We start from the raw sequence: 21,221 nt of genomic DNA, 5'->3' as shown, positions 1-21,221 counted from the left end.
GCGCATGAATGGGCCAAGCATCAGCACGACGACCAGCAAGGTGACTGCCGCCGCGCGCCCGCATACATGATCATGCCCAAGAAATGTATCGACGCAGCCGAGGACCAGCGGGATCCAGCGTGGACTGCGGCCCCGAACAACCGGAGAGCAGCGTGCGGATTGTCAGCAGCAGACTGACATTCCGGCCAGAAGCCGACTCCCTGGTTTGCCCGAATTCCGTTGCGCTGCGAAGGACAGGCCAGGACCAGTTGCCCGGTCCGGTCATCCCGACTCGACAAAGACGCGCAATACGGAGCGCGGCATTTGCAACCGCAGCGCAAAGACACTCCCAATGGCGATACGAAAGATGGAACGCGCGGTGACGCGCGCCTCGGTGAGACATGCCAGCCTGAGGCATTTTCCCGCCCTTCACATGAGAACTTAGGCGTGGCGCCGCAGGCTGTGGACTAAAAGGCAAGGCTGCATTGACGGCCGTCAGTATTCAAGGAGACCGAACGATAGCATGGTGCTACGGGTCATTACCCTACGGGGAATCCCGCAATATCCTTCCGAGGAACTGTGGTCAATGGTGATGGCCAAGCTTGCGGGGGGCCAATAGGAAGGAACCCCAAAATGGTTGACGCTCCCGCTGTACCTTTCCCATCGCAGCGCCTGTCAAGGGCACCGGCCGAGCCCCCCCGGCTCCGGTCCATAGCTCATCTTCGTCGTTTCCGTCGCGACCAGGACATCTACGGCCAGGAGGAGAGGAACGACACCTGGTACCGTGTGATTTCAGGTTCGGCTCGCAAATATCTCACGCGCGCCGATGGGCGCAGGCAGCTTGTCGACATCTACCTGCCGGGAGATCTTTTCGGTTTCACTTCCCGCGTTCATCATAGATTTGCCGTCCAGGCCGTCGCTGACCAGACATTAATCGCCTGCTACCCGCGTTGGCGTGTCGAGGCGCTCGCCGAAGAGGACTCCGCGACGGCTCGCGAAATCATAGTGCAAAGTTTCGAAGCATTGGAACGGCTACAGGAGCAGATGCTTGTCATCGGCACGGTGACGGCACAGGAAAAGGTCCGACATTTCCTTGTCTACTTTCACGACCGTGTTTCAGCGGGCAAGGACGACAGTCTCGCGCTGCCCATCTCGCGCTACGACATCGCCGACATGCTCGGCATCTCCGCCGAAACGGTCTGCCGCGCCTTCACGGATCTGCGCGAGAGCGGCGTCATTTCCCTGCAGGGTCCGCGCCACATCAAAATCATGCGAAGGCCGAGCCGATAGGGGTGGCCGGCGCTCCCGCATTTGCGGTGCGATCACGGCACACCAGTGTTCGTCATCTAGCCGGCAGGCGTTAACAACGAGGTTGCTGCAATGGCTGAGGGAGACGATGTACTTGAACGGCTTGTTGTCCGCGAGGTCGCCGCGGTCTTCCACGGGAAGGAGATCCTTGAGGACGCGATCCAGGCGTTGCTTCACGCCGGATTCGACCGCGGTGACATCGACATCATGGGTGATATCGAGACCGTGCGCCAGCGTCTGGGCACGCTGTACGTACCCTCCGAGGAAATTGCCGATGTGCCCGGAACGCCGCGCGGCGCCTATATCGCCCGCGACGACATCGCCACCGCGACCGCCGGCGTCGCCGGCATGCTATTCTATCTAGGCGCTGCGACGGCGGCGATGACCGTAGTAGCCTCAGGCGGAAGCCTGGCGCTTGTTGCGGCTGCTGCCGTAGCCGCCGGGGCTGTCGGCGCTGGCATCGGCGCCTCTGCCATACGACTTCTTGGAAAGAAGCAGGCCGAAGAATTGGAGCTTCAACTAATGTCGGGAGGCATCGTGGTGTGGGTGCGTACTCGCGACCCGGATAAGGAGGCGCAGGCGCAGGAAATCCTGGCCAGGTTTGGCGGCGAAGCGATCCGCGTCCACGAAATCGAGATCGACAAGCGCCTGGACGACCTTCCGCTCTCGAAAGTCAAGCCCGATCCGTGGCTTGGCGGCTAACCGCTGGTTCACCGCTGAAACTTCAAAACCATGAAACTGACGACCGTCAAGGCCGGCGACCGAAACCATCGGCAAGACTCTGGTTGTAGGCACACCTGCAACGTCTGCGGCGAGCCGCGGAATTTCCATGGAGATACGAGTATGGCAAGCAAGGTGATCGGTATCGATCTGGGCACGACCAATTCCTGCGTCGCGGTGATCGAGGGCACGCAGGCCAAGATTATCGAGAACGCCGAAGGCGGTCGCACCACTCCGTCCGTCGTGGCGTTCACCAAGGATGGCGAGATCCTCGTCGGGCAGCCGGCAAAGCGTCAGGCCGTAACCAACCCCGAGAACACGATCTTTGCCATCAAGCGCCTGATTGGCCGGCGGTACGATGATCCGATCGTGGAGAAGGACAAGAAGCTCGTCCCCTACAAGATCGTGAAGGGCAACAACGGCGATGCGTGGATCGAGGTCGCGGGAAAGAAATATAGCCCGAGCCAAATCAGCTCCCACATCCTGGTGAAAATGAAGGAGACGGCGGAAGCCTATCTTGGTGGGAAGGTCAGCCAGGCAGTCATAACCGTGCCGGCCTATTTTAACGACAGCCAGCGCCAGGCGACGAAGGACGCGGGAAAGATCGCCGGGCTCGATGTGCTGCGCATCATCAACGAACCGACCGCCGCCGCACTGGCCTACGGATTGGACAAGAAAACGGCCGCAAAGATCGCGGTTTATGATCTCGGCGGCGGCACCTTCGACATCTCGCTGCTCGACATCGGCGACGGAGTGTTCGAAGTAAAGGCCACCAATGGCGACACGTTCCTTGGAGGCGAGGATTTCGACAAGCGCATCGTCGACTGGCTGGCGGACGAGTTCCAGAAGGACCAGAGAATCGACCTGCGCAACGACCGGCTGGCACTCCAACGACTTCGCGAGGCGGCAGAAAAGGCCAAGATAGAGCTCTCGTCCGCCTTGGAGACGACCGTCAGTCTGCCCTTCATCACAGCCGATCAGAACGGCCCCAAGCATCTCGAAATCAAACTCAGACGGGCGAAGCTGGAGGATCTGGTGGACGACCTCATCCGGCGCACCGAGAAACCCTGCAAGGCGGCGATGAAGGATGCCAGGGTGAAGCCGGGGGACATAGACGAAACGGTCCTCGTCGGCGGCATGACGCGCATGCCCAAGGTGCAGGAAGTCGTCGTTGAGATCTTCGGCAAGGAACCGAACAAGAGCGTCAACCCGGACGAGGTCGTGGCGATCGGCGCGGCCATTCAAGCAGGCGTGCTACGGGGAGACGTCAAGGACGTCCTGTTGCTCGACGTAACACCGCTGTCGCTGGGCATCGAGACACTAGGCGGAGTGTTCACCCGGCTGATCGAGCGCAACACAACCATTCCAGCGAAAAAGAGCCAAATCTTCTCGACGGCTGAAGACAACCAGAACGCCGTCACAATCCGGGTCTTCCAGGGCGAACGTGAGATGGCGGCCGACAACAAGCTGCTCGGCCAGTTCGATCTTGTCGGCATTCCACCCGCCCCCCGCGGCGTGCCGCAGATCGAGGTCACCTTCGACATCGATGCCAACGGCATCGTCAATGTTACGGCAAAGGACAAGGCTACGGGCAAGGAGCAGCAGATCAAGATACAGACCTCCGGCGGACTATCGCAGTCGGATATCGACCGAATGGTGAAGGAGGCCGAAGCAAATGCGGAGGCCGACAAGAGAAGACGCGCACTAGTCGAGGCACGCAACCAAGCAGACGCGCAGATCGCGGCGAGCCAGAAGGCGCTGGACGAAGCGAAGGACAAGGCTCCGTCCGCCGACAGGGCTCCCGTCGAAAAAGCCATCGACGAGCTCAAGTCGGCAATGACCGGAGACTCGGTAGACGAGATCGAGGCGAAGACCAAGGCCTTGCAGATCGCCTCGGTCAATTTTGGCGCCAAGGTGCATGAGGCTTCTGGCGCCTCAACCTCGGGTGCAGGGGACTCGTCAGGCACTTCCTCTGGTGACGATGTCGTCGACGCCGATTTCGAGGAAGTCGACGACAAGGACGGTCAACGCCATGGCTGACGAGCGCCACCGACAAAAGCCTGGGCCGAAAGCTGCGGAATCGGGACCCGACGCGGAGATGCCGGCCGCCGAAACTGTCGCGGACCAGGCTTCACTGACGGCTCTCCAGGCCGAACTTGCCGAAACGAAGGACAGGCTGCTGCGCGCCGTGGCCGAGCAGCAGAACATCCGCCTGCAGATGCAGCGCCAATGCGAGGACGCGGTGAAGTTTGCCGCCTCGCAGCTGATGGGAGACCTGCTCGACACGCTCGACAATCTACGGCGCGCGATCGAGAGCGTGCCGTCCGAGGCTTCGGGCCACGACGTGGTCAACCCACTCCTGAAAGGTGTGGAGGCCACCGAGAGCAACCTGCTGGCGACCCTTGCCCGGCATGGCGTGCAACGCATCGATCCGCTCGGGCAGGCTTTTGACCCGCACCATCATCACGCCATTTTCCAGCGTCCCGACGCAACAGCCGCAGAAGGCACGGTCGTCGAGGTGCTACAGCCCGGCTATATGCTTCACGGCCGGGTGCTTCGTCCGGCGATGGTCGGCGTCGCGGTCCGCGGAAGTCAACACGGCGGGCCGCCGCGGGATGACTTGGCATGAAACTAGGCCCCTTACTATTGCAAGCCTCCTGGCAGATTCGGCTCCCGATGCACACATTCAATGAAATCTCAGCGAAGGGAGCGCAATCCCCGTCGGGTCAGCCTGTTCAGCTTTTGTGCGTCATTCACGACGTGGCGCCGGACGTCGCGCGGCTGAACCTCCAGCGCGTCGATCAGATTACTGAAGGCGAATCGCAGACTATAAAGTTGGTCGAGCAGATCCAGCACCAAATCGACGCCTTCGTCGTTGACGCCCATTTCGTTGGCGAGATCGGCTATTAGGGCGGCACGTGCAAGGTCGACATCCCGGAACATTGGCCTTCCCTCCGGCATAGCGGGTGATATCCAACCCCGGTCGATGAAGACTTGTAGTCTTTCCATATCGATACGAAGATCTCGGGCGAATTCCTGATAGTCCATCATCTATACCCCCATCCCTTGCCGGGGATTGTATCTCTTGCCAGCCGACCAGTTGGTCATGAATGCCTTCAGTTCAGGGTCCGGCCTTTCCGGAAGCACGATCTTCAGCGTTGCGTAGACGTCGCCCCGGGTACCGTTTCGTCGTGCCACGCCCTTTCCCTTAACGCGCAGCCTCCTGCCGCTCGACGAATTCTCCGGCACAGATGCCATCACCGGGCCGGCGGGCGTCGGCACCGTGACCTTGCCGCCGAGCACCGCCTCGGCAAGCGAGATCGGGAGGTTCAAGTGGATGTCGTCACCCTCGCGCCGGTAGAAGGGATGGGGACGCACATGGAGTTCGATAAGCGCGTCACCGGTCTCCGCTCCGCCTTCGCCGGCGCCGCCCTTCCCGCGCAGCCTGAGAGTCTGCCCGTCTCGCGCGCCAGGTGGGATGCGGATTTCCAGCGTTTCGCCGTCGGATAGCGTCACCTGGCGTGTGCCGCCGTTGACCGCCTCGAGAAAGTCGATCTCCATGGAATAGCGGACGTCGGTGCCGCGCATGCGGGAGCCCTTACGCCCGCGGTGCGAGAAGAATTCCGCAAAGATGTCGTCGGCGCCGAAATCCGCGAAGCCCGCACCGTTCTCGTAGGCGCTGCCTGCGCCGGCGTCGGCGAAGTCGCGATAGTAGCGACGTTCGGGTTTCTGGGCACCCGTCGCATCGATCTCACCGCGATCAAAGCGGCTGCGCTTTTCCTCATCGCGCAGAATCTCGTAGGCCGCAGACAGGTCCTTGAAGTCCTGTTCGGCCTGCTTGTTTCCGGGGTTGAGATCGGGATGGAGCTTCTTTGCCCTACGACGATAGGCCGCCTGGATATCCTTCTGCGAGGCATCGCGCTTGATGCCAAGGATTTCGTAGGGATCGCCGTTGTTCATAGGCATCTTTATCCTTCGCGAACGTCTCCTCGGCAGGAGGAAGGCCGCTGGTGGCTTGCATCGGGACGCCGAAAGCAACTAACCGAATTTCCGCAGCGGTAAACTGACGGTCATCAATGTCGCCTGGTCGGGGCGGACGCACCTTGGGAGGTATCGACGCTTTATGCGAAATGCGAAGCAAAAGGGAGATTGGCATGCTGCACCACCTTGAGAACACGGGGCGTTGGCTCGACCCGCTGCGCCAGATGCGCTTTGCGCAGAGGGACATGAGTCGGCTGTTAGACAATCTGCGGCTTGCTGCGCCTCCCGAATTCCCCTTGATGAACATCTGGGCCGGGACCGACGGAGCCGTGGTCACCGCCGAGATACCTGGCGTTGCGCCGGAGGAGCTCGACATCGCCGTCCACCAGAACATGGTGACGCTACGCGGCAGCCGCCCCGCCGAACCGCTGGCGGAAGACGCCGTCATCCACCGCCAGGAACGCGCTACCGGCGCATTCGCCCGCAATCTCATCCTGCCCTTCCGCGTCGACGGCGACCACGCCACGGCAAAGTTCCGCAACGGCCTGCTGCGGCTCGACCTGCCACGGCCGAAAGCGGACCGGCCACACAAGATCAACGTCAGCCGCTCCTGAGGAGAATGCCGCCATGACCGACCACGAAACCAACGGAACCGCACAAGCGGAAGCCACGCGGACCGCGCCTGTCTACACTCCGCCGACCGACATCATCGAGACCACGTCCGCCGTTCAGATGGTGCTCGACATGCCCGGCGCGAATCCCGACAGCCTCGATGTGACCCTGGACAATCGCGTTCTGCGCATTTCGGCGCAATCGGCGTCCAGCGCACCTGAAGGCTATTCGTTGCTTCACGCCGAGTACCGCGACGGCACCTATGAACGCAGCTTCATGGTCTCGGAGCCGATCGAAATGGATAAGATCGAGGCCGTGTTCAAGGACGGTGTGCTTCGGCTCACTCTACCGAAAGCGGCGCCGTCGCTCGCCAAGATCAGCGTTAAGGCGGCTTAAAGGAGGCATCTCGATGAAAATCAAAGATCTCGTTCCATGGCGGGGTTCCGGTCGCGACATCGCATCGCGAACCGCGCCGATCGACCCGATGCGCGCGCTGCAACTGGACGTCGATCGCGCATTCGACCACTTCTGGCGCGCGGTACCCTACCCGTTTGCGGCGCTCGGACGGTTGGAAGAGACCGATACTGTCCGTGTGGATGTCGTTGACAACGACAAGGAGGTTACGGTCACGGCAGAGTTGCCGGGCATGAGCGACGCGGATGTCGACGTCTCCATCAGTGATGGCCGGTTGACGATCCGCGGCGAGAAGAAGTCCGATCGTGAAGCCGAGGAGAACGGCGTCCTTGTCCGGGAGCGAATCTATGGCGCCGTCGAGCGGACTGTGCCTCTTCCGGACGGCGTCGATCCAGACGCTGCAAAGGCCACTTTCAGGAACGGTGTGCTGACGATCGCAATTCCAAAGTCCGAGAAATTTCAAGCCAATACAAAGCACGTTCCCGTCCAGGTGGGTTAGCCCCTCCCTTCCCGCGATCCGTCCAACTGTCCGCAATCGTCCCCCAGGTTGCGGACTTTCTCATTCCGACCATGGCGAACACCCGGACGAAAACTGATGGCCGTCAAGGTCGGCAGCCGCACACATGCGCTAGCTTCACAATGCTGCGTAGGCAAGACCGCCTTTACAGCACAGGCTAAGGAGGATCACGACATGAGAATAGATAGCGACATCAAACGTGATGTGGAAAGTGAACTCAAATGGGATCCGGACATCGATGCTTCCGACATCGGAGTGGCGGTGAAAAATGGGGTCGTCACGCTGAGCGGCTTTGTGCGCAGCTACAGCCAGAAATATGAGGCCGAGAAAGCCACGAAGCGTGTCAAGGGCGTGCTTGGTGTCGCCAATGATATAGAGGTTCGGCTGCCGTCCCTCCACGAGAAACCCGATCCTGAGATTGCTCGTGCTGCCGTCGAGGCGATCAAGAGCGAGCTTCCCTACTCCCACGAGAACATCAAGGTCGTTGTGAAAAACGGCTGGGTTACCCTCGAAGGAAATGCCGAGTGGGAATATCAACGCTATCGCGCGGAAGCGGCCGTGCGTAAGGTAAGGAGTGTCAAGGGCATCTCGAACCTGGTAATGCTGAAACCGCGTGTCGCTCCATCGGAGATCAAGTCCAAGATCGAGGAGGCGCTGAAGCGGATGGCGGAAGTCGATGCGGGCCGCGTGACGGTCACCGCCAGCGGCGGCGAGGTAACCCTCACCGGTACAGTGCGTTCCTGGGCGGAACGACAGGAGGCCGAGCGCGCGGCCTGGAGGGCACCTGGCGTCACCAAGGTTGAGAACCGAATCACCATATCTCCCTGATACATCCGACGTTGAAACCGGCCGGGCTTTCGTCTGTCCGGCTGGTATCCTCGACAGAGGAGCTTGTGACTTGCGCCGCAAGCGGAAACCTGATCAGCCGGAGACAGTGAAACCCGACCAAGTTGAGCGGGCCCGCATCCAGTCATTTCCTGCGAGCGACCCGCCTTGGTGGATTCCCATGCATCTTGGCAACCCCGCCACAACTACAACGCAAGGCTTCCCTCAAAAGTCCGCTTCCTGGAAGGTCGATCCGCGCGCCGACGCGCCGACGCCGGGGCGGGCCGTGACTCCACCGCAGAGCAGTTCGCGCCTGGCTCCCACATGCTCGAGCGCGTCCGTCGCAGACCCTCGCGATAGCAAATGAATGATTTCCTGCTGGCCCGAACGTTGATCCTCGTCGCGGCTTCGGGCTTGACGGTGGGCATACTCACCGCGTTGCGAATGCCCGCCGTCATGGGCTACCTGGTCGTCGGCGTGGCACTCGGGCCGCATGGCTTCGATCTGATCGAATCCGCGGAGGATACGCGTTTTCTCGCGGAACTCGGCCTGATCTTCCTCATGTTCATGGTTGGCCTCGAATTCTCGATTCCAACGATTCTCGGCGCGCGATGGGACGTACTTGTTGCAGGCAGCCTGCAGGTCAGCATGACAGTGGCGCTTGTTGCTACCGGACTTGTCTTGACAGGCGCGCAAGCCCAGCCGGCCATTATCATGGGCGGTGCAATCGCCATGTCGTCGACGGCCGTTACGCTGAAGCAACTCGCCGAGCAGGGCGAGATTACCAACCGGCACGGGCGGCTCGCGCTCGGGATACTGCTTTTCCAAGACGTGGCGACACTGCCCCTGCTCATTCTCGCGGACGCCTGGTCCAGCGCCGGAGCGGCGGCTCCGATAGCAATTCTGAAACAGATGGCCATGGCCGCCGCAGCGCTTGCCGCTGCAGCCATCATCGCGCGGCCTTTGATCCATTTTGGATTCTCGTGGGTTCTCGGGACCCGCTCCCCTGACCTCTTCCTGCTGTGGGTGCTGATCACCGCGCTCGGTACCGCCTATGCCGTACATCTTGCGGGTCTGGCCCCTCCGATCGGCGCCTTCGTCGCGGGCATGGTCATCGGCGAAAGCGAATTCCGCCATCGTGTCGAGGAAGATATCCGGCCATTCCGTGACGTGCTGGTGGGCCTGTTCTTCATTAGCGTGGGCATGAGCATCGATCTGTCGGCTATAGCGCGCTTTCCTGGTGCGATCATATTGTGGGTGCTCGTATTTGTTCCGGTAAAGGCTCTCCTGGTCTTCATGACCGGCCTGCTTGCCGGAGCGCACCGGGAAGCGTCGGCGAGAACCGCTATCATTCTTGCGCATGGTGGGGAATTCGGATTGCTCCTTATCACGCTTGCACTCCAATCCGGCCTCGTGTCGCCCGACCTGGGCCAGCCCGCGCTGATTGCCTTGGCCCTCACGATGGGCCTTGCCCCACTCGTAATACAGCGCAACCACTGGGCCGAATGGCCTTTCGGCCATCGTGATCGCCGCATCGCAGCGACTGAAGTATCGATCCGTGCTCTGAGCGGTGGGCTCCACGACCACGTCATCCTTTGTGGCTGCGGTCGCGTCGGCCGCCTCGTGGCGACTGTCCTGGAATCGGCGGACATCGCCTATATCGCCATCGAACTGGATCTGACACGGTTTCGTGCTGCGCGCCGACAAGGTCACGAGGTCGTGTTCGGCGATGCAAGACACCACCGCATTCTCGAGGCAGCGGGGCTGGACCGAGCGCAACTGGTGATCCTCACCTTCGATCGTCACGGAGCGGTGGAGCGCATCCTGCATCAGATAAAGACACTCGACCCAGCGCCGGCCTCCCTTGTCTCGACTGCCGACGATCTCAACATGGCGCGCTTCTCGCAGCTCGACGCGACCGCAGTGTTCCCGGAAAATCTCGCGGCTGGCCTGAGCCTTGCGGATCGGGCGCTGCTGTTCTGTGGAAAGACACAGGACGAGGCAGCCTGCATCGTAAGCACGGTCAGGGCGGAGCTCATCAAGCGCTGAGGGAATTGGCTCGGGGCGTGAACAAATTTTAACGTCCAGAAAGTCGACGTTCGTGGTCGAAAAGGCGCGGTATGTGCGGCTGGAAGCCAAGCCGGGTTTCGAAACAAGGGTTGAAGAATTCCTCAAGAGCACCTTGCCGCTGGTGGAGGCGGAACCGTCAACGAAAGCCTGGTTCGCGGTCAAGATGGGTCCCATGACATACGGCATCTTCGATGCATTCCCGGACGATGCCGCCCGCGACGCCCATCTTGCTGGAAAGGTTGCGGATGCATTGAGGACGCGTGCGGAGGAGCTTTTCCGCAGCCGCCTCAGATCGAAAAGATCGAGGTGGTCGCAACCAAGCTGCCATGAACCGACGCGGACGCTCTATATCATCTCTAGCGGGCGTTTCGCTGTCGGGGGCGGGAAGGAGCGATCGAGTTCCTGCAGATCCGCAGGAATAAGCCGTATGTCATGCGCGGCGCGATTTTCCCGAACGTGATCCTGTTTGCTTGCCTTCGGAATGGCGATGACACCGTCCTGGCGCAAGACCCAGGCAAGCGCGATCTGCGAGCGGCTCACGCCGTATCGATCGGCGACCCTGGCCAGCCGTCCGTCGTCCGCCAGGACGCCCTGTTCGACGGGTGAGTAGGCCATCACCGGGATTCCGCGTTCGCGACACCAGGGGAGGAGGTCATATTCGATGCCGCGCCTCCTCAGATTGTAGAGCAGCTGGTCGGTCTGCACGTTCTTTCCCTCCGCGACGCCGGCAACCTCAACCATATCGGCGGTATCGAAATTGCTGACGCCCCAATGGCGTATCTTTCCGGCCGCCTTGAGCGCCTCGAAGCCCGCGATGGTCTCGGCAAGCGGCGTGCCGAGGCGCCAATGGAGCAGATAGAGGTCGATCCGGTCGGTACGCAGGCGCCGCAGGCTTTGGTTGCACGCGGTCGTCACGCCGAGGCGCGACGCGTGGATTGGCAGGACCTTGCTGACGATGAAGACCTCGTCACGCCGCCCGCAAACGGCCTCGCCTACCACCTCTTCCGCGCCACCGTCGCCATACATCTCGGCGGTGTCGATGAGCGTCATGCCGAGATCCAGACCCAGTCTGAGCGCGGCCACCTCGTCGGTGCGACGGATCGGCTTCTCGCCCATGCCCCACGTCCCCTGGCCGAGAACCGGTACCTGGTCACCCGCCGGCAATCGCGTTGTCCTGATGGTTGAAGGCATGGCAGGCTCCCTTGTTGGGCCGGGTCGCTGCGATCCTATCGGCCAAGCATCGCCTCAAAACTGACGGTCATCAAGGCCTCCGCGGCGAAGCAATTCTAACGTTCGGACCTGAAATGCCGACGGACACGGATTTTGCGTGCAGAATTTGGTCGTCGGCAGGGAGCCGGCGACCATGAAATCCGACGAAGATATCAGGACCGATGTCGAGAGCGAACTCCAGTGGGACCCGGCCCTGGACGCCAACGACATCGTCCCGACGGTCAAGGATGGCGCTGTTACCCTAACGGGCTTCGTCAAGAGCTTCAACGAGAAATGGGAAGCCGAGGACGTGGCAAAGCGCGTGGCCGGCGTGCTCGGCGTGGCCAACGATCTGGACGTCCGCCTGCCGTCGATCGGCCAGCGCCCGGATCCGGACATCGCGAGGGACGCCGTGACTACGCTCCTGTATGAATTGCCGGACCTTGTCGACATCAGGGTTGTCGTGAAGGACGGCTTGGTCAGGCTCGAGGGCGAAGTCGAAACACATCGGCAGAGCCGCCACGTCACCCGTGCCGTACGGCGGGTGCGCGGGATAAAGGGTGTCATCAACACGATCAAGGTCCGTTCTCCCGTCTCACCAGAGGATATTCATCAGACAATAGCGGAGGCGTTGAAGCGCAACGCGCTGCTCGAAGCCGCCAATATTGTCGTGGAAGCAAACGGCGACGAAGTCGTCCTTAAAGGAACGGTCCGATCATGGGCCGAGCGCAAGGAAGCCGATGAAGCGGCCTGGCGCGCGCCTGGCGTCCTAAAGGTCGACAATCGCATCACTATCGCCAGCTAACAATTCAAGTCCCGGACGCGAACGGAGAGCACAATGACAAGCATCCAATCGACCGACAGCCCAAAAACCGAAGCGATGAACGACATGCTTGCCAACAATTGGTGGGCGGTCGCATTGCGAGGCGTCGTCGCAATCCTCTTCGGCATTGCCGCATTCGCGATGCCGCTCCTCATGATGGTGTCGCTGGTGGTGGTCTTTGCCGCCTTCAGTTTCGTCGACGGCGTATTCGGGATCATCATGTCCGTGCGCGGTGCGCGCAAGGGCGAGCGCTGGATCTGGCTGCTCCTGAGCGGCATCCTCAGCATCGTCGCCAGCGCCGTTGCGATCCTTTGGCCCGGCATCACGGTTCTTGCCTTCGTCATTCTGGTGGCGGCATGGGCGCTGGTATCGGGCACGTTCATGCTGATCTCGGCATTCCGGCTCAAGATCGACCATGGCCGCGTCTGGCTGGTGATCGGCGGCATCGCAAGCGTCGTGTTCGGGATTCTCCTCGTCATCTCGCCCTTTATTGGGGCCCTGGTGCTCACCTTTTGGACCGGCGCGCACGCGGTCGTGCTGGGCGCCACACTGCTTGTCCTGGCGTACAAGCTGCGGTCCCACAAAACCGGCATGCCGAGCGATCTCGCCACTTCCGGCACGGCTTGACCGGTCGAAGGGAGGAAAGACATGTCGGCGATTCTTGCCTCGGGGACAAAAGCACCCAGCTTCACGCTGCGCGTGACGCCCGACCAGACGCTTTCCCTGTCCGAGTTCGCGGGACGGCGCGTGATCCTGGCCTTTTATCCGGCGGACTGGAGTCCGGTCTGCGGCGACCAGATGACACTCTACAACCACGTCCTTTCCGAGTTCCGCAAGAAGGGTGCGGAACTCGTGGGCATATCCGTGGATGGGGCGTGGTGCCACCAGGCCTTCGCCCGGGACCGGAACCTCCATTTCCCCTTGCTGGCGGATTTTCATCCCAAGGGAGAGGTTTCCCGGGCCTACGGCGCCTATCGCGACGATGTCGGGGAGAGCGCTCGTGCGCTCTTCATCATCGACGAGAACGGCACGATCGCGTGGAGCCACCTGTCTCCGGTCGCAGTCAACCCCGGAGCGGACGGCATTCTCGACGCCCTCGATCAGATGCCAAACCTGGAGCAGAAAAATGTCGACGCTCAAAGTTCCCATCAATCCGCGTGATCACAGGCGCGGCGGAACGAACGCAACCGTTACGCTCGTGGAATATGGCGACTATCAGTGCCCCGTTTGCGCCATCGCCAACCCGGTCGTCCGATCTCTGGAGAACCGATATGGTCAGGCCCTATCTGTCGTCTTCCGGCATTTCCCGATGATCGAAGTCCACCCGTTCGCGGGGACTGCTGCGGAGACGGCGGAGTTTGCCGGCGATCATGGCCTGTTCTGGGAAATGCACGACGCCATCTTTTCAAACCAGCATCGGCTAAGCATACAGCTCCTGTTCGCCATAGCCAGCACCTTGCAGTTGTCGCAGATCGGGCTTCGCGATTCGATCGCACGCTCGCTTCACGCCGACAAGATTCAGGCCGACTTCATCGGTGGCGTCCGCAGCGGCGTCAACGGAACGCCTACCTTCTTCGTCAATGGGTTGCGGCACGAGGGCGGCTTCACTGCGCCGGAGCTTGCAGCGTCGATCCAGACCGCAATGGACGTCCTGGCTCCCGTGCGCTGAGTCCGAGCGCGGCTGGGGAAACTGACAGGCGTCAAGGCAGTCGCGGCGATTTCGTTCAACTCTCACGAAGCCCGCGAAGCTGGAGGAACGGGGTTACGCCCGGCCCGCCGACATCGCTCCCAAGCCAGAGGATTCGAGATGCAACAGAACAGCGCTTCCGAGAAATATCGCAATTTCCGCCTCGCACTGGCAATCGGTGGGAGCATGCTCCTGATGATCGCCATCCTCCTGTCATCGGCCACACGACCGGCATTCTCGCAGAACGTCGTGGTGATCGACGTCGATGTGAAGGAAGTAGCCAAAGGCTATCGCGCCTCCGAGCTCGCCGGTGCAGATGTCGAAAACAATACGGGAGAGAAGATCGGTTCGATCGATGACCTTATCGTCGACCGCGAGAAGGTCTTGTTCGCAATTCTCGAGGTCGGTGGCTTTCTCGGCATTGGCGGCTTCCTCGTCGCTATTCCCTACAATTCGCTGGAGCTCAACGAGAATGGCTCGAAGATCGTGCTCGCCCAGGGAAGCAAGGAAGAGCTGCAGAAGCTTCCGGAGTTCAAATACGAAAAAAAGTAATTGTCGCACCTCTCCCGTTGTCAACGCCCCAATGAGGGGCGTTGGTTTTTATTCAGCAAATCGCGACTTTGGAAGAGGACGCAAACTGCGTCTCTGTAAAAGATATGATCATCAAGGCCCGAAACGACACCCGGCTAAGTTGCGACTGTGCAGGCGCTCTGCATGGCCGGCCAGGCGTACGTACCGGGCCGGTTTACATCCCCGGCTTGGCCGGGCTTCCGTAGTGCCTCATTCTGGACCCGGACAGAAGGCATTTGTGATCGGAATGAAACGCATACTGACACGCCGCGAGCTTCTGGCGCAGATGGCACCACCGCCGGAAGCGCCGTGATATATTGATCCTTGGCGCTGGGCTTGCCGGCATGACTGCGGCGCCCGAATTAAGTGCCGCGGGTTATCTGGTCGTGGCGCTCGAATATCCGGAACAGGCGGGCGGTCGAAACTGGACCCTTGCGGCGAGAACTCCCGAACTGGGCGGCCCAGAAGGGTCGGGTTCTCTGAAGGCAACTATCTCAATCCTGCTCGGTGGCGAATCCCTTATCACCACCACGGCGTGCTCGATTACTGTCGCCGCTGAATGTGGCGCTCGAACCCTTCATCAAGGTCAATAACAACGCCTGCCTGCATTCCACCAAGGCTTTTCGGGGAGAGCCGCAACGCTACCGATTTCTGCGGCGGCGTCAGGTACAAAGCGGGCGTGCACCGCGGCGGCCTTTCGAGAAAACCGAAACCGTCCGAACCGTTGCCCTCCCGCGAGGTGGTAAGTTCACGCCTCGGGCGCAGCGTTTTCGTTGGTGACAACCGCGAATTCCAGATGCCGACGTCCAGCTGGTCGGCGGCATGGACATGATCGCCAAGGCTTTAGAACGCAAAGTCGGGAAGCTGATCACTTACAATGCCAACTCCCGCTCCTCATGCTCCCGGCTAGGGCGGCAAGCGCGCGTGGATTCGAGTTTTGCCGATCCGTCGCATTTTTCGGCAAGACGGGCGACGAGAAATCTACCGCGGGGTCTGCCAAGGCTGCCGAGGGCGCTGTCTGCGCCGGCAAATATCCTGCGCTTGCAGAGAACGAGAATCTGGAACGGCCTGCTATCCCACCTACCTCATTGTCCACGGCCCTTCGGCGAAGTGCCCGATGAGGGGCAAATTGCCACCGTCGTTGACGCACACATTTCGGCAATTCCTACATCGACCTTGTGACATCGGATGACGTGACCAGTTCAAGATGAACCCGGCACGATCCGACGGAGCGCCTCTTCCGCCCGGTCGGCTCGATCGTCAGTGCAGATATTTGCGGTCGGTCGTTGCCTGGACATCGAGAGATCTATAGAGCAGGGCAAATCCCTGCATCACATGCAAGTAGTCCTTGTAACGCGAGGCGAAACCATGCGCCATCTGCATGAGCTCAGGATTGGTGCGTTCCAGATCCTCGATTGCCCGGAGCGTGAACGCTTCGGAACCATCATCATCGATTTCACGCACGAGCGCGTCGCGCGTCTTTGCCGTCACGCATGGCAAAGGGTGCATGATCTGCTTATCGGCGGCGTCGAGCGACGCCGATATTAGCAGCTGATAGAACATGCCGAAGCCAACCATGATCTTAGGTGCGTCGCCGACGTCGGCGGCGCACTTGCGGGCCATGTCCAGTAGTTCGGGGTTTTCTCGCATCAGGCACTCGGTGATTTCCGCCAGACATGCCTCCGGGCCCAAGTCATCGAACTGCCTTGACACGAGTTCCCGGGTCAGTTCGGTTACACGAGGAAGAGAAGTCATCGGCCGCATTGTCCTCATTGCATATCGTTGTGTTCACAGCGGAGCATAGTCGGAGCCCATGCAAAATCAAACTTACAAATGCGTAACAGAGCGGCAGCGGCCGACAAGCACATCGAAGCAAATGGCAGAATGTCGCCCAGAGCCGGGTCGGCGCGCGGGAGAGGCGCCGGTAGTCGTGAATTGCCGCTGCTGGTCGGGACGGATGCAAAAAGGCCTCGAAAATGGTGTGAGACAACTGATCGCCCACCCGGTGGCAATGCTCGAGAGCGGCTCGAAGCCGACCTCACGCACCTCCCTGTCCGTCCGTACCGGACCATGAACCTGGCCCGCTCACATGCCGACGGTGAGCAGGTTCTCCACCGCGCACCCCGGAGCCATTCAGTTTTGCGCTTGCGCTTCCTCGCGCTCGGCCCATGAGCGAACCGTTCCACGCAGCGTTACCACGCCGCCATCGGTTTCGACCTTTATGCGGTTTGCGTCGAGTTCGGCATTGCGGCGAAACGCTTCCTCGATCTTCCGCTTCACCTCGGAGGGAGCAACCCGCGTGACCTGGATCAGGCTGGAGACGCCTTTGACGCCTCGTACCCGCCTTACGGCACTCTCCGCGCGCTCACGCGCGTAGTCCCAATCGACTCGGCCTTCGAGCGTCAGCCACCCGTCCCTCACGACCACGCGAATATGCTCTGAAGAATAGGGCAGTTCGGCTTGGATCGCAGCTACCGCATCGCACACGATTTCCGGGTCGGGCCGCTGGGCGAAGACCGGTAGGCGGACTTCGATGTCGTTGACGACACCAGCGACGCCGATGGCGAGCTTGCCGGTTCGCTCGGCCTCCCATTTCTGGCTGTAGCTGCGGACATAGCCGGTCAATGTGACGACGCCGTCCTTCACAGCGACCGCCACATCGGTGGCATCAATATCCGGATTCATGTGTAGTTCGCCTTCCACGTCCTGCTTGATGTCGATGTCGGTCCTCATGGCTTCTTCTCCATGCATTTTGGCTGCGTTCGCGCCAGGTTTACCGCCCGAAATTCAAGCGACGGAGGCGTCCTTCGGACCATGACGACCGTCAGTTTCCAAGCGGAATGACAATTTGCACGTGAGGGGAGGTCCGGCCCGGGATCGAACGAAGCGAAGCCGATCGAGAAAGCAAGGAGAATGTAGCGAGAAGCGTTGTGGCAGGCATGATCTCTCCTCTCTGGACGAGAGCGGTGCCTTGCGGGGTGCGCGAGGAACCTCGCTCGCCCACGTTTTGTGGTCGAGCAAAGCTTCTCGGGTCTGTGCGGGCTGAACGGCCGGACTCGATGGTATCGGCTTCAAGGCCGACTGAGCGGAAACCTAGACCCGGGCCGGTGTTCCGCGGGTTTGGATCGATCCCTCCCCTGCTCGGGAATGTGGACTCTGGGAACAGTAGTGGCGCTTTTTGCAGCGGCTTTTACGAAGACCCAATTTTCAGCTTGCGGCTTCAATTGAAGTCCAGAAGTAGAAGCCACACCCCGTTTCCCTCAACGCAGCGTCTTGGTCACCGTTAGCCGATCATTAACTATATGAATTAGCGATATCCTTTTCTCGGAACCAAAATTGCCTCTAGCTTCCGTCACCCGGACGCCATTTTCCGCGCCGTCTCATTATCGATAGGGACCAAGTATCGATAGTGACGCGTACAATACCATTGTACGCCCCGCGAAGCGATGTTATGCTGCCTCACGCGCCAAATTGCCGGAGGTTGCGATGCCCCAGATCACCTACAAGATCAGCGAAGCCCGCAAGCATTTCGCCGAGGTGCTCGAACGCGCCAACCACGGCGAGGAAATCATCATCATGCGCGGCAACGAAGTCTATGCCCGCATCGGTCCGGCCGACGGCGGCAAGCGCCCGTTCGGCCTCTTGCGCCAGCGTGGTCTGCCGGACGATCTGTTCGACGAAATCGACGCCGAACAGGCCGCGATCGACGCCGGTGACTGGAACGACGATGTCGGCGTCTGGCAGGGCAAATCCAACGACCGCGACCCCTCCAAATGAAGATGCTGCTCGACAGCCACGCGGTCTACTGGTGGACGATCGGCAGCGACCGCCTTTCCCTGCGGGCACGATCGCTGATCGAGGACAAGGCCAACACGATCCTCGTCAGCGCCGTCTCCTTCTACGAGCTCGACAACAAGATGCGGCTGAAGAAGCTCGACCTCAAGCCACAGGAGTTGCGCGCCGCCGTCACAGCCAGCGGCTTGCAGACGCTTGCCATCACCGATCTGCATGCCGAACTGGCCGCAAGCTTCGACTGGGATCACCGCGACCCATGGGACCGCCTTCTTGCCGCCCAGACGCGGCTGGAGCATTGCACGTTTGTTTCGCTCGACAGCGCTTTCGATGGGGTGCTGCATGAGCGGGTCTGGTAGGCAAGCCGATGAAGATATTGATTGAGGTCGACGAGGCGGCAGAACGCTTGGAAGAGCTGATCGATCTGGCTTTCCGGCAAGACGTTTGTGTGCCGGGGCGAGCGGCCTATAGCTCAGCTCGCCGCCTCTCACAGAGCGAGGATCTCCTTTCAAATGAATCCGCAGAAACCCTTCCCCACACAGGGCCGGCCAGCAAGCTGGTTGAGGGCGGAAAATTAGGTTCGATCGACGACGTATGGATCCTCGCTGCAGAAGGCAAGCCGGGGCGGGAACATGATATGACGTCGGCGCACGATGATCTCTATGACGTAGACGGGCTGCCGCGATGACTGTCGCGCCATCGACGTCGATTGCCAGCCGCGCCGAGGAAGTCGACGCGCTCGATGCCATCCTGCCGTTTGATCGGCGCGACCAGCTCGCCGCGCTGCTGACCGACGAAGACGTCGCGACGCTGAAACATCTGGCAGCGGAAGGCATGGGCGAGAATACGCTCAGGGCGCTCGCCTCCGACCTCGGCTATCTCGAGGCCTGGTGCCGGCTGGCGACCGGCTCCCCCCTCCCCTGGCCGGCGCCGGAATCGCTACTGCTGAAGTTCCTCGCCCACCACCTTTGGGATCCGGCAAAGCGCGCCGAGGATCCGGCCCACGGCATGCCGGCCGAGGTCGAGGTCGGATTGCGCGCCCTGCGCCTGCTCAGGGCCGACGGCCCGCATGCGCCAGGGACGGTGCGGCGGCGACTGACCACCTGGTCGATCCTCACGCTCCGGCGCGGTCTGACCGAGCTTTTGCCGCGCCATCGCTCAAGTCCGCGCTGCGGCTTGCCGTTCGCGCGAGCGCCCGGCTCCGGCAACGCAAGAGCACGAAGGCAGTCACTGGCGAGGTGCTCGCAAAGCTCCTCGAAACATGCGCCTCCGATCGACTGGTCGACGTGCGCGATCGGACCCTGCTCCTGACCGCGTTTGCCTCCGGCGGCCGTCGGCGCTCGGAAGTGGCGCGATTGCGGGTCGGCCGACAACGTGACGCCGCAGTCGGTCAACCTGATCCTGAAGCGCCGCTGCCAGCAGGCCGGGCTCGATCCGGAACTGTTTTCGGCGCATGGTCTCAGATCCGGCTATCTGACCGAGGCGGCCAACCGCGGCATTCCGCTGCCCTAGGCGATGCAGCAATCGCTGCACAAGTCGGTGACGCAGGCGGCGAGCTATTACAACAACGCGGAACGAAAGAATGGACGAGCGGCCCGGCTGATCGTCTAGGCGTGGCAACGCGCCGGAGAATGTATCGGCTCGCCTCTCAAGCGACTGCCATTCTGCCGGCTCCGCTTTCGTCTGGGATCTATCGTGCCGGTCGGCGGCCGACGCAGTTCCACCGACACGGTGGAACTGACCTCTCCAACCCGCGATCCTTGTTTCGCAGTCATCGTCGCGGTATATAAAGATCTAAGAAGTTCTGCAGTGGGAAAGATGTCGGTCGTTGCAGTAAAGGTTCTGTCCACTGTCAACGCCCCTTACGGGACGGCGCTTTCGGCTGAGCAGTTGGCCTCCAAGATTTCTGATCCTGCCAGCGCAGTCGATTTCGATCCCTCGGCATTCTCCTTCTTTTCCGAAGTGGACGAGGACCTTCAGAACTCATTCCTGGACGAGATGCACGTTGATCCATCGATCGCCGCCAACCTGGCACGGGAGTTCTCGGCCCTTGCGGGCTACCTGCTTCCTTTGGCGCGAGCGGCGTAGGTGATTGAACACCCAGCCAGCAGATGGGGTGACCTGTTTGAGCAGGCTGGGCGCATCTTCGATCAAGCGAACTCCGAACTCACATTGATCGACGGTTGGACTTTTGGAGGCGGCACGGCCCTAATGCTCCAGATCGATCACCGTGAGAGCTTTGATGTCGACATATTCCTCGATGACCCACAGGTCCTGCCATATCTGAATCCGAAGACACAGGCTACACGCTCGACATCAGCCCTGTCGGCTATGAGTCCGACGGATCGAGGACATTAAAGATCGTCTTCGAAAATGTCGGTGAAATCGACTTCATCTGCGCCGCTAGCCTGACCGACAACCCGACGGTGAAAGCAGAGGTGCGCGGAAGAGACGTTCTGCTTGAGACTCCCGCAGAAATCATCGCAAAGAAGATTTACTACCGGGGTGCCGCGATACCATGTCGGCTTATGGCAATGATATAAGTCGTTCTCGATTTCAGCCTCTATCTTGTTGTTTTCATTTATATCACATGACGAGCAGGCTTCGAATTCCGACAAAAACTGGATAAAAGCAAACGCTCCCTGATATAAGGGGGATAAAATGACGACGCATTATACCGATGGCCGGCCAACTTAGCCGACTTGTCGATGCTC

24 protein-coding genes and 3 pseudogenes are annotated in these 21,221 nt (G+C 60.8%); 22 read left to right on the top strand and 5 right to left on the bottom strand.

The features are described 5' to 3' along the window. The first annotated feature begins 612 nt into the window (after positions 1 to 612). The 4 genes from NGR_RS00390 to NGR_RS00375 all read left to right on the top strand — a co-directional run bounded on the left by NGR_RS00390 (position 613) and on the right by NGR_RS00375 (position 4,636). Positions 613 to 1,269 carry a helix-turn-helix domain-containing protein gene (locus NGR_RS00390; RefSeq protein ID WP_012706158.1) on the top strand — a complete coding sequence of 219 codons (657 nt, stop codon included), beginning with the start codon at positions 613 to 615 and terminating at the stop codon, positions 1,267 to 1,269. Between the two features lie 90 nt (positions 1,270 to 1,359). Next, positions 1,360 to 1,989, top strand: a complete 630-nt coding sequence (locus tag NGR_RS00385; protein WP_012706157.1) for a hypothetical protein — start codon at positions 1,360 to 1,362, stop codon at positions 1,987 to 1,989. Between the two features lie 141 nt (positions 1,990 to 2,130). Further along, positions 2,131 to 4,047, top strand: a complete 1,917-nt coding sequence (gene dnaK / locus NGR_RS00380) for a molecular chaperone DnaK (protein ID WP_012706156.1) — start codon at positions 2,131 to 2,133, stop codon at positions 4,045 to 4,047. A gap of 58 nt (positions 4,048 to 4,105) precedes the next feature. Continuing rightward, on the top strand, positions 4,106 to 4,636 hold the full coding sequence (locus tag NGR_RS00375; protein WP_164923776.1) for a nucleotide exchange factor GrpE: 531 nt from the start codon (positions 4,106 to 4,108) through the stop codon (positions 4,634 to 4,636). Positions 4,637 to 4,704: 68 nt separating this feature from the next. Here NGR_RS00375 and NGR_RS00370 read toward each other — a convergent pair whose 3' ends face one another. Both NGR_RS00370 and NGR_RS00365 read right to left on the bottom strand, forming a co-directional pair. Then, a complete protein-coding gene (locus tag NGR_RS00370) occupies positions 4,705 to 5,058 on the bottom strand; it encodes a chaperone modulator CbpM (RefSeq protein ID WP_164923775.1) in 354 nt (117 codons plus the stop codon). Continuing rightward, positions 5,059 to 5,973 (bottom strand): DnaJ C-terminal domain-containing protein, encoded by a 915-nt coding sequence (locus tag NGR_RS00365; RefSeq protein WP_012706153.1) that lies wholly within the window; start codon positions 5,971 to 5,973, stop codon positions 5,059 to 5,061. It lies immediately after the preceding gene. 188 nt (positions 5,974 to 6,161) lie between these two features. On the opposite strand from NGR_RS00365, the gene NGR_RS00360 reads away from it, so the two are divergent. The 6 genes and pseudogenes from NGR_RS00360 (at position 6,162) to NGR_RS00335 (ending at position 10,756) form a co-directional block, all read left to right on the top strand. Further along, a complete protein-coding gene (locus tag NGR_RS00360) occupies positions 6,162 to 6,602 on the top strand; it encodes an Hsp20/alpha crystallin family protein (RefSeq protein WP_012706152.1) in 441 nt (146 codons plus the stop codon). A gap of 13 nt (positions 6,603 to 6,615) precedes the next feature. Further along, on the top strand, positions 6,616 to 6,996 hold the full coding sequence (locus tag NGR_RS00355) for an Hsp20/alpha crystallin family protein (RefSeq protein WP_012706151.1): 381 nt from the start codon (positions 6,616 to 6,618) through the stop codon (positions 6,994 to 6,996). 13 nt (positions 6,997 to 7,009) lie between these two features. Further along, positions 7,010 to 7,513, top strand: a complete 504-nt coding sequence (locus tag NGR_RS00350; protein ID WP_012706150.1) for an Hsp20/alpha crystallin family protein — start codon at positions 7,010 to 7,012, stop codon at positions 7,511 to 7,513. Between the two features lie 192 nt (positions 7,514 to 7,705). Next, on the top strand, positions 7,706 to 8,359 hold the full coding sequence (locus tag NGR_RS00345) for a BON domain-containing protein (RefSeq protein ID WP_012706149.1): 654 nt from the start codon (positions 7,706 to 7,708) through the stop codon (positions 8,357 to 8,359). A 360-nt stretch (positions 8,360 to 8,719) separates the two neighbouring features. After that, on the top strand, positions 8,720 to 10,405 hold the full coding sequence (locus NGR_RS00340; RefSeq protein WP_012706148.1) for a cation:proton antiporter: 1,686 nt from the start codon (positions 8,720 to 8,722) through the stop codon (positions 10,403 to 10,405). A 52-nt stretch (positions 10,406 to 10,457) separates the two neighbouring features. Then, a pseudogene (locus tag NGR_RS00335) lies at positions 10,458 to 10,756 on the top strand (putative quinol monooxygenase). A 15-nt stretch (positions 10,757 to 10,771) separates the two neighbouring features. Here the strand turns inward: NGR_RS00335 and NGR_RS00330 are convergent. Continuing rightward, the gene (locus NGR_RS00330; RefSeq protein ID WP_012706147.1) at positions 10,772 to 11,617 is read right to left on the bottom strand and encodes an aldo/keto reductase; all 846 of its coding nucleotides are present in this window, start codon (positions 11,615 to 11,617) and stop codon (positions 10,772 to 10,774) included. A gap of 172 nt (positions 11,618 to 11,789) precedes the next feature. Between NGR_RS00330 and NGR_RS00325 the strand changes: the two genes are divergently transcribed. The 6 genes from NGR_RS00325 (at position 11,790) to NGR_RS00300 (ending at position 15,308) form a co-directional block, all read left to right on the top strand. Beyond that, the gene (locus NGR_RS00325; protein WP_012706146.1) at positions 11,790 to 12,440 is read left to right on the top strand and encodes a BON domain-containing protein; all 651 of its coding nucleotides are present in this window, start codon (positions 11,790 to 11,792) and stop codon (positions 12,438 to 12,440) included. Positions 12,441 to 12,473: 33 nt separating this feature from the next. Beyond that, entirely contained in the window at positions 12,474 to 13,085 is a 612-nt protein-coding gene (locus NGR_RS00320) for an HdeD family acid-resistance protein (protein ID WP_012706145.1), read from the top strand. A gap of 21 nt (positions 13,086 to 13,106) precedes the next feature. Beyond that, positions 13,107 to 13,619, top strand: coding sequence for a redoxin domain-containing protein (locus NGR_RS00315; RefSeq protein ID WP_012706144.1), 513 nt, complete (start codon positions 13,107 to 13,109; stop codon positions 13,617 to 13,619). After that, positions 13,585 to 14,127, top strand: a complete 543-nt coding sequence (locus NGR_RS00310) for a DsbA family protein (protein WP_012706143.1) — start codon at positions 13,585 to 13,587, stop codon at positions 14,125 to 14,127. The genes NGR_RS00315 and NGR_RS00310 overlap by 35 nt, the downstream gene beginning before the upstream one ends. 138 nt (positions 14,128 to 14,265) lie before the next feature. Then, positions 14,266 to 14,697: a PRC-barrel domain-containing protein gene (locus tag NGR_RS00305; RefSeq protein WP_012706142.1), complete on the top strand. Its 432-nt coding sequence runs from the start codon at positions 14,266 to 14,268 to the stop codon at positions 14,695 to 14,697. A gap of 362 nt (positions 14,698 to 15,059) precedes the next feature. Further along, positions 15,060 to 15,308 (top strand): hypothetical protein, encoded by a 249-nt coding sequence (locus NGR_RS00300; protein WP_348774917.1) that lies wholly within the window; start codon positions 15,060 to 15,062, stop codon positions 15,306 to 15,308. Positions 15,309 to 15,975: 667 nt separating this feature from the next. On the opposite strand, the gene NGR_RS00295 is transcribed toward NGR_RS00300, so the two are convergent. Further along, complete coding sequence (locus NGR_RS00295; protein WP_240545089.1) at positions 15,976 to 16,479, bottom strand: hypothetical protein; 504 nt, start codon at positions 16,477 to 16,479, stop codon at positions 15,976 to 15,978. A 369-nt stretch (positions 16,480 to 16,848) separates the two neighbouring features. Next, positions 16,849 to 17,448, bottom strand: coding sequence for a BON domain-containing protein (locus NGR_RS00290; RefSeq protein WP_012706139.1), 600 nt, complete (start codon positions 17,446 to 17,448; stop codon positions 16,849 to 16,851). Positions 17,449 to 18,201: 753 nt separating this feature from the next. On the opposite strand from NGR_RS00290, the gene NGR_RS00285 reads away from it, so the two are divergent. The 6 genes and pseudogenes from NGR_RS00285 to NGR_RS00255 form a co-directional block, all read left to right on the top strand. Continuing rightward, positions 18,202 to 18,492: a type II toxin-antitoxin system Phd/YefM family antitoxin gene (locus tag NGR_RS00285; protein WP_012706138.1), complete on the top strand. Its 291-nt coding sequence runs from the start codon at positions 18,202 to 18,204 to the stop codon at positions 18,490 to 18,492. Then, positions 18,489 to 18,866 carry a type II toxin-antitoxin system VapC family toxin gene (locus NGR_RS00280; protein WP_012706137.1) on the top strand — a complete coding sequence of 126 codons (378 nt, stop codon included), beginning with the start codon at positions 18,489 to 18,491 and terminating at the stop codon, positions 18,864 to 18,866. The genes NGR_RS00285 and NGR_RS00280 overlap by 4 nt, the downstream gene beginning before the upstream one ends. 8 nt (positions 18,867 to 18,874) lie before the next feature. Further along, complete coding sequence (locus NGR_RS00275; RefSeq protein ID WP_012706136.1) at positions 18,875 to 19,195, top strand: hypothetical protein; 321 nt, start codon at positions 18,875 to 18,877, stop codon at positions 19,193 to 19,195. After that, positions 19,192 to 20,118: pseudogene (locus NGR_RS00270) on the top strand (hypothetical protein). Before NGR_RS00275 ends, NGR_RS00270 begins: the two are co-directional and overlap by 4 nt. A 207-nt stretch (positions 20,119 to 20,325) precedes the next feature. Beyond that, positions 20,326 to 20,595, top strand: coding sequence for a hypothetical protein (locus NGR_RS00260; protein ID WP_164924023.1), 270 nt, complete (start codon positions 20,326 to 20,328; stop codon positions 20,593 to 20,595). Between the two features lie 84 nt (positions 20,596 to 20,679). Beyond that, positions 20,680 to 21,038 (top strand): annotated as a pseudogene (locus tag NGR_RS00255) (nucleotidyl transferase AbiEii/AbiGii toxin family protein); the annotation flags it as partial. Positions 21,039 to 21,221 lie beyond the last annotated feature (183 nt).

It is taken from the genome of Sinorhizobium fredii NGR234 (assembly GCF_000018545.1).
Lineage (GTDB): Bacteria > Pseudomonadota > Alphaproteobacteria > Rhizobiales > Rhizobiaceae > Sinorhizobium > Sinorhizobium fredii_A.
This window is presented reverse-complemented; position numbering and strand designations above follow the sequence as displayed.